7 protein-coding genes and 4 pseudogenes are annotated in these 12,991 nt (G+C 48.4%); 8 read left to right on the top strand and 3 right to left on the bottom strand.

The features are described from left to right. Window positions 1-136 precede the first annotated feature (136 nt). The 3 genes from EZMO1_RS05255 to EZMO1_RS05245 form a co-directional block, all read right to left on the bottom strand. Window positions 137-1,120, bottom strand: coding sequence for a DUF6976 family protein (locus tag EZMO1_RS05255; RefSeq protein ID WP_034874963.1), 984 nt, complete (start codon window positions 1,118-1,120; stop codon window positions 137-139). A 118-nt stretch (window positions 1,121-1,238) separates the two neighbouring features. After that, complete coding sequence (locus tag EZMO1_RS05250) at window positions 1,239-1,466, bottom strand: hypothetical protein (protein WP_034874965.1); 228 nt, start codon at window positions 1,464-1,466, stop codon at window positions 1,239-1,241. Window positions 1,467-1,623: 157 nt separating this feature from the next. Beyond that, window positions 1,624-2,658: a histone deacetylase family protein gene (locus tag EZMO1_RS05245; RefSeq protein ID WP_034874966.1), complete on the bottom strand. Its 1,035-nt coding sequence runs from the start codon at window positions 2,656-2,658 to the stop codon at window positions 1,624-1,626. Between the two features lie 486 nt (window positions 2,659-3,144). On the opposite strand from EZMO1_RS05245, the gene EZMO1_RS26545 reads away from it, so the two are divergent. From EZMO1_RS26545 to EZMO1_RS05205, 8 genes and pseudogenes are all read left to right on the top strand, one after another. Further along, a complete protein-coding gene (locus tag EZMO1_RS26545; RefSeq protein WP_160174041.1) occupies window positions 3,145-3,315 on the top strand; it encodes a hypothetical protein in 171 nt (56 codons plus the stop codon). A gap of 266 nt (window positions 3,316-3,581) precedes the next feature. Continuing rightward, a complete protein-coding gene (locus tag EZMO1_RS05240) occupies window positions 3,582-4,982 on the top strand; it encodes a C2H2-type zinc finger protein (protein WP_061509285.1) in 1,401 nt (466 codons plus the stop codon). 89 nt (window positions 4,983-5,071) lie between these two features. Then, window positions 5,072-6,275, top strand: a pseudogene (locus EZMO1_RS05230) (IS91 family transposase). 93 nt (window positions 6,276-6,368) lie between these two features. Next, window positions 6,369-7,399 (top strand): annotated as a pseudogene (locus EZMO1_RS05225) (IS630 family transposase). A 164-nt stretch (window positions 7,400-7,563) separates the two neighbouring features. After that, complete coding sequence (locus EZMO1_RS05220; protein ID WP_061509282.1) at window positions 7,564-8,994, top strand: C2H2-type zinc finger protein; 1,431 nt, start codon at window positions 7,564-7,566, stop codon at window positions 8,992-8,994. A 44-nt stretch (window positions 8,995-9,038) separates the two neighbouring features. Continuing rightward, window positions 9,039-10,242, top strand: a pseudogene (locus EZMO1_RS05215) (IS91 family transposase). 192 nt (window positions 10,243-10,434) lie between these two features. Then, window positions 10,435-11,365 (top strand): annotated as a pseudogene (locus tag EZMO1_RS05210) (IS630 family transposase). A gap of 164 nt (window positions 11,366-11,529) precedes the next feature. Then, window positions 11,530-12,960, top strand: a complete 1,431-nt coding sequence (locus EZMO1_RS05205) for a C2H2-type zinc finger protein (protein ID WP_061509280.1) — start codon at window positions 11,530-11,532, stop codon at window positions 12,958-12,960. Window positions 12,961-12,991: the final 31 nt, after the last annotated feature.

Raw genomic sequence — 12,991 nt, 5'->3', positions numbered from 1 at the left:
GACGAGTAATAGCTGGCTATTGCGAGGAGTTCTGACGCAGAACCAGCGGTTTGGATTGGCTGCGTTAGGTATTCTGAAGCATGAAATAAGAAAGGAGAGCCTGAGCTCTCCTTCCTGACCAGTATCGCACCAGCTATCAATCGTCCAGATCAACCACTTCAAGATACGTCATGGTCTGGTTTAACAAGCGGTATCCAATCTCGCCAAAGGTTATCGGTCCTGGCAGTCCCGCTTGTTTACCCTTCAGCTCACCGTACAGGAAGTTGAGAATACAGTTACAGGAAAACTGAGCCTCTCTCTTATTCTGTGGCAAACTGCTGGCAAACTCTGCGGCGTAATCCGCCAATGGACGGGCAAAGCGATATTCACGCCCCTTAAATACCGGTGCATAGAAGTGCACTTTTCCATCATCGGCATTCACTTCCTTGATGCAGGTATTGATGATGGCTCCAGAGTAATCACTGGTCAGCGGCACCTGCGTATCAATGCCATGTTCCGAGACATATTCGGCAAAATTCACCTTCTGCCCGTCAATCAGGCAATCCCCGGCCTCAAACGCATCGGTGTCAAACTCGATCACAGGACTATCAGGGTCAGGCTTGTGAATGTTGATGATTTCCAACTGCGGCATTTTATTTGAAGGCAACTCAACATGCAGTGCCACCACTTTATCGGTCAGCTCAGTGCCAGTGGAACCGTCATAAACTTTTGGCGTATCACCGGAATCAAGATCAATGCCGGACACCCAGCCCAGCACAGGATTGTCGTAAAGGTGATCGTAGCCATCAGCGTACAGGGCAAAATCGGAATGCACCTGTGAGAAAGCCGGTATCACCAGTATGGAGTAACCATTATCAAAACGATCCCCGGTAAAGGAGGGTAGCGTTTGCTTATCGTAGGTCATGATCTTGTGTTGCGTCAGACCTTCGGCAATTTCATCAACATAGACTTTTTCCTGAGAGAACTCGCCTTGACTGCGTCCCATAAAATAAGGCGTCGTTCCAGCAACCCAGTTCCCCTTGGGAAGCTGTGACAGCACTCGCTCGTCACCAGCCAGAGAGAGCACTTTGCCCGCCTCTATCAACTGTATGACCTCATTGACACTTTGTAACTTTTTCATGATAAATCCTTTTATTCTTCAGTTCCGTCTGGCTTGATCCATTGTTTCTAAAAACACTTGTAAAAACGCTTGGAATAAGGTTTGGAATAAGGTTTCAGGTAAGGCGGAAAAAAACTGCTCACCATGTTTTGAACACCGCTCTCAGATCATTGGTAAAACCTTTGGGGTATTTGGCAAAATACTCGTACAAATAATCGACAGCTTCTTCCACTGTCATATCACCAGACTTTACCCCTTTGTTGACCTTATCGACCTGTAACTGAAGAACAAATTTTTCCATTTTGTGCTGACCGCTGACCAACTCAGTCCACTCAGCCCTGTCTTTCGGTGGTATATCCTGTTTCATAGCGTGTTCCAGTGAATTAGGAGAATTGCATGGTTTTCTATCGACAGTTGCAGGGCTTTTCTGTATAGACAAAAGTGGTAAGTGAGAACAGATACCCGAACTCCGTGAAGGCAGTTACAGGAGTCTGTCGGACTTACCACTGACCTACCGGAAAAAGTCAGAAAGAAGAGAATCCTTCCAGCACAGACACCGTGTTATTTCCCAGAGCTTCCAGCTCGTACCCGCCTTCAAACACAAATAAAGTAGGCGTCTTCAGAGCTGCCAGACAATGACCCAGCTCCACAAAATCAGGGGTTTTGATAGAAAAGAAAGAGATCGGGTCACGTTCATAAGTATCCATTCCCAGCGACACCACCAGGTAATCCGGCTGGAACTCGTCAATTCGACCCAGAGCCACTTCCAGCGCCCTGCGATATTCCGCCCAGCCCGTCACATGCAATGCTAACGGCAGGTTAAGATTGAATCCCTGCCCGTCACCCTCGCCGGTTTCATCTTCATGACCAAGATAGTGAGGGTAGTCCTGCCGTGGATCGGCATGAAGGGAGGCAAAAAGGACATCGTTGCGCGAATAAAAGATCGACTGGGTACCATGACCATGGTGATAATCAACATCCAGTATGGCTACCTTATCAGCGCCCTTATCCAGCAAAGCCTGAGCAGCAACAGCTGCATTGTTGAAAAAGCAATAGCCCGCCATCAGGTCAACAGAAGCATGGTGACCGGGAGGACGACAGAGCGCGAAAGCAACGGGTTCTCCTTCCCGCACTCGCTTTGCGGCAGTCAGAGCACAGTCCACCGAAGCCCTGATCGCCTTCCAGGTACCTTCTACCACCGGAGCCGTCAAATCCATCGAATAATACCCCAGAGCACCCTCAATCTGTTCCGGAATCACATGTCTGAGTCCCCGATGGGGAAAGCAGTAAGGTGAAGCCTGATCCGCTTCAGGGTAAGTCTGATGCCAGCGTTCCCAGGCCGTTTCCAGAAACGCAATGTAATCCGGTCGATGCACTCTGGCTATGGGTTCGGTTGAAAAGCCTTCCGGTCGTTCAATTCTTCCCGTGTTGTTGCGCTGAAGCGCTTCCAGCACATAGTCCATTCGCTTGGGAGATTCCAGATAAGGTACCAGATCGCCCCCAAGAAATTCCCTGGCCGGGTTGTGCAGCTTTTGCTGTTCACTGTAAATGGTCAGCATCGACGTTCTCCTGAACCATTGGCATGTCACTGACATCGAAATGATGAGCGCATGGTAAAATACGTCAAGCAACGCAAATTATAAAACATACTGACTCACCCCGAGTCATAGCATGAATCTCTATGAAATGATGAGCTGAAGCAGCAGGCATAAAAGCCACAATTCATACGACCGTTTAAAAATAACACCTGAATAAACGACGTTAATTGTTTATATTCGGGAACGTTGCTGAAAAGCGTGCTCACAGGAAAATCGCTCTCAGGATTAAAACAACTCCAGAAGTTCAAATAAAAACAGTAGCGACACAAACCTTGACAGCGGACAACAAAACAACCCGTCAAATAGATTAAACCGCTCTGCGCAACTCGTTTTTAGCGACAAAAATTGACTTAAATCAACTGTAAAGCTTTTTAGCGGTTAGTACGTATTAATTACTATCTTGTCTACTGCTAAAACTCTATAGCAGGACAGGGGAGGGATAAAATAATGATATTTGTAACAGACGACCATCGAACGGTGCGCATGCCAAAAGAAACCTATCAGCCTCGCGGTGTTATACCTGAAGCGATTGACCCGGTTCTTCTGGCAGCTATCCATCAGACCAACGCCTGCTCATCAAAAGTGAAGCCGGTTATCAAGAAGTTCAAGAGCAAATAATTTACTTCTGAAGGGGGCCTGTAAAGCAGGCCTCATTCCTTTCACCCGGTGCTCCTGCAAAACGCCTTTCACAAGGAGGCCGCTTTGCGGCGACTTTTTGCCCTGTACAGCACTCTAACACCTGAGAAATCCTTCACACTCCAATTTGTCTATCCTTATCACCTGTCATATCCAGAAAAGCAGAGGATAGAGCCATTAAAAGTCTACTTTTCCACGTACTGCTCTTCGTATCTTTCGTCTGTCTGGCTGATTCGCAGACTTACAGTTTGATCGTTGAGCTTGAGCTTGAACAGAATGCGGATTCACCAAGCCAGAACTTTTCTATAAAGCCTGAGCTGAATACACTGCCTGCAATGCAGATGATTGATATGGGGTCGTTGCAAAGCAAGCCGACAGAAATTATCAGCACAAACAGCTATTCAGTCCCAGACACGCCACCTGATGATAAGCCCTATAGTCCGAGGGGGTACTGGGAGAGGCCGAAAAAGGTTGTTAAGTCGGTTTCATGGGAGCTGCTCTATGTCTCCAATGAAGTCATAGGCTACAAACTGCTTCTGGCATTTCAGGAAGACTCATATCAACCCCAACCCTTTTCATGGATACCTGTGGTGGCAACCATTGTCGTAGGCTGGTTGTCCACAACTTACTGGAACCTGGAAGCCCCAATGTTCACTCAACTGGATCAACAGGAGATTCATGCCAATCATGAATTGCAAATCATCACACTACCGGCAGGAGGAGGAGACTCAAACACGACATGCGTAACTTCCGGTGTGACAGGTAGCGGCTTAACCAGCCAGAAGTACCCCAGCAGATTTTATTATCAGTCCGCCGCTACCTGGGTCAGAGATGGCACAAATGACGGCGAGGGGGATGAACCCCATGAACCCTGGCATAGCAGATGTGAAACTGTCCGCTGTCCGACCTGTAATGGTCTTTGTGAACTACGACCTAGAGTCAACCCGCCGGATGACCTCAATTCGCAAGAGCAACCTTTACTTTTAATGACCCACTGCCGTCCTGACCCGGATGGCTCTTTCGCTTGTAGCGTAAATGCCGAGCCACAAACAGAAGGACAGAAATCTAACCCACACCCACTCAACAACATGCACCCTGCCAGATTTGATACCGTTTTATCTGCAGCAGATAGTACGACCCAAACGCTAGAAAAATCCCCACCTGCAACCTCAGGCTCCCGAAATCGTTACAAATGCGGCCACGAAGGCTGCAACAAACAATTCCAAAGTATAAATGGCCTGAAAGGACACCAGCGCATCCACACCGGGGATCTCTTCGAGTGCGACCACGAAGGCTGCGACAAGGTATACCAGTATAAAAAAGGCCTGAAAGCACACCAGCGCATCCACACCGGGGATCTCTTCGAGTGCGACCACGAAGACTGCTACAAGGCATACCAGGATGAAAAAGACCTGAAAGAACACCAGCGCACCCACACCGGGGAGCTCTTCAAGTGCGACTACGAAGACTGCGACAAGGAATTCCGAAGTAAAAATGGCCTGATAGGACACCAGCGCATCCACACCGGGGAGCTCTTCAAGTGCGACCACGAAGGCTGCGACAAGGCATACCAGTATGAAAGAGACCTGAAAGGACACCGGCGCACCCACACCGGGGAGCCCTCCGCCAAGCGACAGCGTACTGATTGAGAAAAAGATAACGATGGAGAAAAAGATAACGATGGCAAGAATTAATGACGATCGGTTGCAGCCAGTCGTGATACAGAAAGGAGAAAACGATTAGACTTCCAACCCGCCTCAAGGAGCTGTTCCAAAAAAAAGCTTCATGGTGGCGTTTTTACCAGAAATACAAACATCGCATGTGCCCCGCCATCGTCGATAACGTCATCAAAATGCACAGTTGCGGACTGACCGTTCGCGACTATGCGGTGTTCCAGTGCATTAACCCGAAATGCACTCACCAGAAGAAAATCTGCTTCAGTTGCAAGAGCCGGTTTTGCCCTACCTGCGGCAAGAAGCTCACGGACCAGTGGATAGAGCAACAGAAAGCCATTCTTCCGGATACCCAATGGCAACACATCACCTTCACCATGCCTTCGGAGCTTTGGGAGCTGTTCCGTTATAACCGTCATTTATTGGGAAAGCCCAGCGCACTGGCTGCGAAAGTTATGATGAAGCTCTCCGGAAATAAAAAGGGTTTTACCCGGCATTTTCACGGCACTGCACACATTTGGGCGTGACCTGAAGTGGAATGTTCACGTCCATCTGTCCATCACCTGTGGCGGGTTAACCGATGACAAAAATACATGGAAGGAAATCTTCTTCAGCAAGCAGGTATTGATGCCCATGTGGCGGTACGAAGTCATCAATCTGCTTCGACAGGCATTCATCCGGGGTGAGCTGGAATTACCGAAATCCCTTAAAAAAGCCGGTGCCAGCAAAACGACCTTTAACCGCTAGCTCGATACTCACTATAAGAAATCGTGGATCGTCCACTTTGCCAAGCCCAGTAAAAATCACCACCGCAACATCAAATATCTGGGTCGCTATTTGAAGCGTCCCGCCCTCTCCATGAGCCGACTGAAGCATTACGACGGCAAGGAGGTGATTTTCAGCTATCTGAATCACGCCACCAAACAGTATTTGCGATTCACCAGTGGCGTTGAGGACTTCATCAAGCGGCTGGTACAGCACATTCCGGACAAAGGCTTCCGAATGATTCGTTACTACGACTTCCTTGCCACCCGGGTTCGGTCAAAGCTGCTGCCAAAGGTATATGACCTTCTGGATCAACCAGAAAGAAAGGCGATCCCAATCCGTTTCCCGGCGCTGATGAAGAGCAGCTTCGGAGTTGATCCGCTGGAATGTATCCTGTGCAAATCGCGTATGGTGATGACTGGCATCGTAACCCGTAAAACGATGGCAGAACTGCGCCAGTGTCACGAAAGGCTTGCTCTAAACAGACCGATTATTTTGCAATAACAGGAGAGGTGCGTCTGGAGTAAATAGTGGCGGTTATACCCGTGACCATTGAAGATGCTTGATTTTTCAGTACTTTTTTAACATTCTTCGCTCATGCCCAAAATCATCCTGACTGATCAGCAAAAAGCAGCTCTGGAATCCCGCCATAAAAAGTCGCAGGATGCCCGAGAGTGTGACCGTATAAAAGCAGTTTTGCTCAGATCTGAAGGTTGGACTCCGTCTTCTATCGCACAAGCCTTGAGAAAAAGTGAATTCACTATTTGTCGCCACCTTGATGACTATCTGAAAAAGGAAAAACTCAAGCCTGACAACGGTGGTAGCGAAAGCTATTTGAATGATGAACAAACCCGGCAGCTAATCGAGCATATTTCTGAACACACCTATGCTCATACGCATCAGATCGTCGCCTACATTTCTGATCGCTGGGACATCAAATACACCGTATCAGGTCTGAACAAGTGGCTGCATCAGAAAGGCTTTACCTATAAAAAACCAAAAGGCGTTCCGCACAAGGCTGATGCGGACAAACAAGCTGAATTTGTCAAACACTATGATGCCCTGAAGGCCTCATTACCAGAGGATGAAGTGTTGCTGTTCATGGATGCAGTTCATCCAACACAGGCCACCAAAATCACTTCAGGATGGATTCGCAAAGGGGTTGATAAGATCATCAACACGACGGGGAGCCGTACCCGATTAAACATTGTTGGCGCCATTGAACTGAACAATCTATCTGCCGCTGTTTTCGATCAGTTTCAAGACCGTCAACGGCGAAGCGATTATCAAGTTTTTCAGAACAGTTCGGGCATCCTACGCATCCATGACAGTCATCCATATGGTGCTTGACGGTGCTGGTTATCATCGTTCAAAAGAGGTGGTAGAGGAGGCGGAAAAATTGGGGATAAAACTACATTACCTACCACCTTACAGCCCAAATCTGAACCCGATTGAGCGATTATGGAAGGTGATGAATGAATATGCTCGGAATAATGAATACTTTGCCAAGGCTAAAGAATTTCGAGAAAAGATTAATCATTTTCTGGACGTTACGTTTACCTGAAATTGGTGCTTCGTTAGTCAGCAGAATTAACGATAATTTTCAGAGGCTAAATCCTGCATCTTGAATTCACTTGGGTATAACACCTGAGAAATCCTTCACACTCCAATTTGTCTATCCTTATCACCTGTCATATCCAGAAAAGCAGAGGATAGAGCCATTAAAAGTCTACTTTTCCACGTACTGCTCTTCGTATCTTTCGTCTGTCTGGCTGATTCGCAGACTTACAGTTTGATCGTTGAGCTTGAGCTTGAACAGAATGCGGATTCACCAAGCCAGAACTTTTCTATAAAGCCTGAGCTGAATACACTGCCTGCAATGCAGATGATTGATATGGGGTCGTTGCAAAGCAAGCCGACAGAAATTATCAGCACAAACAGCTATTCAGTCCCAGACACGCCACCTGATGATAAGCCCTATAGTCCGAGGGGGTACTGGGAGAGGCCGAAAAAGGTTGTTAAGTCGGTTTCATGGGAGCTGCTCTATGTCTCCAATGAAGTCATAGGCTACAAACTACTTCTGGCATTTCAGGAAGACTCATATCAACCCCAACCCTTTTCATGGATACCTGTGGTGGCAACCATTGTCGTAGGCTGGTTGTCCACAACTTACTGGAACCTGGAAGCCCCAATGTTCACTCAACTGGATCAACAGGAGATTCATGCCAATCATGAATTGCAAATCATCACACTACCGGCAGGAGGAGGAGACTCAAACACGACATGCGTAACTTCCGGTGTGACAGGTAGCGGCTTAACCAGCCGGAAGTACCCCAGCGGATTTTATTATCAGTCCGCCGCTACCTGGGTCAGAGATGGCACAAATGACGGCGAGGGGGATGAACCCCATGAACCCTGGCATAGCAGATGTGAAACTGTCCGCTGTCCGACCTGTAATGGTCTTTGTGAACTACGACCTAGAGTCAACCCGCCGGATGACCTCAATTCGCAAGAGCAACCTTTACTTTTAATGACCCACTGCCGTCCTGACCCGGATGGCTCTTTCGCTTGTAGCGTAAATGCCGAGCCACAAACAGAAGGACAGAAATCTAACCCACACCCACTCAACAACATGCACCCTGCCAGATTTGATACCGTTTTATCTGCAGCAGATAGTACGACCCAAACGCTAGAAAAATCCCCACCTGCAACCTCAGGCTCCCGAAATCGTTACAAATGCGGCCACGAAGGCTGCGACAAGCAATTCCGAAGTAAACTTGGCCTGGAAGGACACCTGCGCACCCACACCGGGGAGCTCTTCAAGTGCGACCACGAAGGCTGCAACAAGGTATACCAGTATGAAAAAGACCTGAAAAAACACCAGCGCATCCACACCGGGGAGCTCTTCAAGTGCGACCACGAAGGCTGCGACAAGGCATACCAGGATGAAAGAGGCCTGAAAAAACACCAGAGCATCATCCACAACGGGGAGTTTTTCAAGTGCGACCACGACGGCTGCAACAGGCAATTCCAAAGTGAAAAAGGCCTGAAAGGACACCAGCGCACCCACACCGGGCAGCTCTTCAAGTGCGACCACGACGGCTGCGACAAGGCATACCAGGATGAAAACGGCCTGAGAGGACACCGGCGCACCCACACCGGGGAGCCCTCCGCCAAGCGACAGCGTACTGATGGAGAAAAAGATAACGATGGCAAGAATTAATGACGATCGGTTGCAGCCAGTCGTGATACAGAAAGGAGAAAACGATTAGACTTCCAACCCGCCTCAAGGAGCTGTTCCAAAAAAAAGCTTCATGGTGGCGTTTTTACCAGAAATACAAACATCGAATGCGCCCCGCCATCGTCGATAACGTCATCAAAATGCACAGTTGCGGACTGACCCGTTCGCGACTATGCGGTGTTCCAGTGCATTAACCCGAAATGCACTCACCAGAAGAAAATCTGCTTCAGTTGCAAGAGCCGGTTTTGCCCTACCTGCGGCAAGAAGCTCACGGACCAGTGGATAGAGCAACAGAAAGCCATTCTTCCGGATACCCAATGGCAACACATCACCTTCACCATGCCTTCGGAGCTTTGGGAGCTGTTCCGTTATAACCGTCATTTATTGGGAAAGCCCAGCGCACTGGCTGCGAAAGTTATGATGAAGCTCTCCGGAAAGAAAAGGGTTTTACCCGGCATTTTCACGGCACTGCACACATTTGGGCGTGACCTGAAGTGGAATGTTCACGTCCATCTGTCCATCACCTGTGGCGGGTTAACCGATGACAAAAATACATGGAAGGAAATCTTCTTCAGCAAGCAGGTATTGATGCCCATGTGGCGGTACGAAGTCATCAACCTGCTTCGACAGGCATTCATCCGGGGTGAGCTGGAATTACCGAAATCCCTTAAAAAAGCCGGTGCCAGCAAAACGACCTTTAACCGCTGGCTCGATACTCACTATAAGAAATCGTGGATCGTCCACTTTGCCAAGCCCAGTAAAAATCACCACCGCAACATCAAATATCTGGGTCGCTATTTGAAGCGTCCCGCCCTCTCCATGAGCCGACTGAAGCATTACGACGGCAAGGAGGTGATTTTCAGCTATCTGAATCACGCCACCAAACAGTATTTGCGGTTCACCAGTGGCGTTGAGGACTTCATCAAGCGGCTGGTACAGCACATTCCGGACAAAGGCTTCCGAATGATTCGTTACTACGGCTTCCTTGCCACCCGGGTTCGGTCAAAGCTGCTGCCAAAGGTATATGACCTTCTGGATCAACCAGAAAGAAAGGCGATCCCAATCCGTTTCCCGGCGCTGATGAAGAGCAGCTTCGGAGTTGATCCGCTGGAATGTATCCTGTGCAAATCGCGTATGGTGATGACTGGCATCGTAACCCGTAAAACGATGGCAGAACTGCGCCAGTGTCACGAAAGGCTTGCTCTAAACAGACCGATTATTTTGCAATAACACGAGAGGTGCGTCTGGAGTAAATAGTGGCGGTTATACCCGTGACCATTGAAGATGCTTGATTTTTCAGTACTTTTTTAACATTCTTCGCTCATGCCCAAAATCATCCTGACTGATCAGCAAAAAGCAGCTCTGGAATCCCGCCATAAAAAGTCGCAGGATGCCCGAGAGTGTGACCGTATAAAAGCAGTTTTGCTCAGATCTGAAGGTTGGACTCCGTCTTCTATCGCACAAGCCTTGAGAAAAAGTGAATTCACTATTTGTCGCCACCTTGATGACTATCTGAAAAAGGAAAAACTCAAGCCTGACAACGGTGGTAGCGAAAGCTATTTGAATGATGAACAAACCCGGCAGCTAATCGAGCATATTTCTGAACACACCTATGCTCATACGCATCAGATCGTCGCCTACATTTCTGATCGCTGGGACATCAAATACACCGTATCAGGTCTGAACAAGTGGCTGCATCAGAAAGGCTTTACCTATAAAAAACCAAAAGGCGTTCCGCACAAGGCTGATGCTGACAAACAAGCTGAATTTGTCAAACACTATGATGCCCTGAAGGCCTCATTACCAGAGGATGAAGTGTTGCTGTTCATGGATGCAGTTCATCCAACACAGGCCACCAAAATCACTTCAGGATGGATTCGCAAAGGGGTTGATAAGATCATCAACACGACGGGGAGCCGTACCCGATTAAACATTGTTGGCGCCATTGAACTGAACAATCTATCTGCCGCTGTTTTCGATCAGTTCAAGACCGTCAACGGCGAAGCGATTATCAAGTTTTTCAGAACAGTTCGGGCATCCTACGCATCCATGACAGTCATCCATATAGTGCTTGACGGTGCTGGTTATCATCGTTCAAAAGAGGTGGTAGAGGAGGCGGAAAAATTGGGGGATAAAACTACATTACCTACCACCTTACAGCCCAAATCTGAACCCGATTGAGCGATTATGGAAGGTGATGAATGAATATGCTCGGAATAATGAATACTTTGCCAAGGCTAAAGAATTTCGAGAAAAGATTAATCATTTTCTGGACGTTACGTTACCTGAAATTGGTGCTTCGTTAGTCAGCAGAATTAACGATAATTTTCAGAGGCTAAATCCTGCATCTTGAATTCACTTGGGTATAACACCTGAGAAATCCTTCACACTCCAATTTGTCTATCCTTATCACCTGTCATATCCAGAAAAGCAGAGGATAGAGCCATTAAAAGTCTACTTTTCCACGTACTGCTCTTCGTATCTTTCGTCTGTCTGGCTGATTCGCAGACTTACAGTTTGATCGTTGAGCTTGAGCTTGAACAGAATGCGGATTCACCAAGCCAGAACTTTTCTATAAAGCCTGAGCTGAATACACTGCCTGCAATGCAGATGATTGATATGGGGTCGTTGCAAAGCAAGCCGACAGAAATTATCAGCACAAACAGCTATTCAGTCCCAGACACGCCACCTGATGATAAGCCCTATAGTCCGAGGGGGTACTGGGAGAGGCCGAAAAAGGTTGTTAAGTCGGTTTCATGGGAGCTGCTCTATGTCTCCAATGAAGTCATAGGCTACAAACTGCTTCTGGCATTTCAGGAAGACTCATATCAACCCCAACCCTTTTCATGGATACCTGTGGTGGCAACCATTGTCGTAGGCTGGTTGTCCACAACTTACTGGAACCTGGAAGCCCCAATGTTCACTCAACTGGATCAACAGGAGATTCATGCCAATCATGAATTGCAAATCATCACACTACCGGCAGGAGGAGGAGACTCAAACACGACATGCGTAACTTCCGGTGTGACAGGTAGCGGCTTAACCAGCCAGAAGTACCCCAGCAGATTTTATTATCAGTCCGCCGCTACCTGGGTCAGAGATGGCACAAATGACGGCGAGGGGGATGAACCCCATGAACCCTGGCATAGCAGATGTGAAACTGTCCGCTGTCCGACCTGTAATGGTCTTTGTGAACTACGACCTAGAGTCAACCCGCCGGATGACCTCAATTCGCAAGAGCAACCTTTACTTTTAATGACCCACTGCCGTCCTGACCCGGATGGCTCTTTCGCTTGTAGCGTAAATGCCGAGCCACAAACAGAAGGACAGAAATCTAACCCACACCCACTCAACAACATGCACCCTGCCAGATTTGATACCGTTTTATCTGCAGCAGATAGTACGACCCAAACGCTAGAAAAATCCCCACCTGCAACCTCAGGCTCCCGAAATCGTTACAAATGCGGCCACGAAGGCTGCAACAAGCAATTCCGAAGTAAACCTGGCCTGAAAGGACACCTGCGCACCCACACCGGGGAGCTCTTCAAGTGCGACCACGAAGGCTGCGACAAGGAATACCAGTATGAAAAAGACCTGAAAGGACACCTGCGCACCCACACCGGGGAGCTCTTCAAGTGCGACCACGAAGGCTGCGACAAGGAATACCAGAGTGAAATAGAACTGAAAAAACACCAGAGCATCATCCACAACGGGGAGTTTGTCAAGTGCGACCACGACGGCTGCAACAGGCAATTCCAAAGTGAAAAAGGCCTGAAAGGACACCAGCGCACCCACACCGGGGAGCTCTTCAAGTGCGACCACGAAGGCTGCGACAAGGCATACCAATATAAAAGCGGCCTGAAAGAACACCGGCGCACCCACACCGGGGAGCCCTCCGCCAAGCGACAGCGTACTGATGGAGAAAAAGATAACGATGGCAAGAATTAATGACGATCGGTTGCAGCCAGTCGTGATACAG

Origin of the sequence: Endozoicomonas montiporae CL-33 (assembly GCF_001583435.1) — a bacterium.
GTDB lineage: Bacteria > Pseudomonadota > Gammaproteobacteria > Pseudomonadales > Endozoicomonadaceae > Endozoicomonas_A > Endozoicomonas_A montiporae.
This window is presented reverse-complemented; position numbering and strand designations above follow the sequence as displayed.

Coding starts and splice junctions, on each gene's coding strand:
- EZMO1_RS05255 (WP_034874963.1), bottom strand. CDS start 1,120: ATGAAAAAGTTACAAAGTGTCAATGAGGTCATACAGTTGATAGAGGCG.
- EZMO1_RS05250 (WP_034874965.1), bottom strand. CDS start 1,466: ATGAAACAGGATATACCACCGAAAGACAGGGCTGAGTGGACTGAGTTG.
- EZMO1_RS05245 (WP_034874966.1), bottom strand. CDS start 2,658: ATGCTGACCATTTACAGTGAACAGCAAAAGCTGCACAACCCGGCCAGG.
- EZMO1_RS26545 (WP_160174041.1), top strand. CDS start 3,145: ATGATATTTGTAACAGACGACCATCGAACGGTGCGCATGCCAAAAGAA.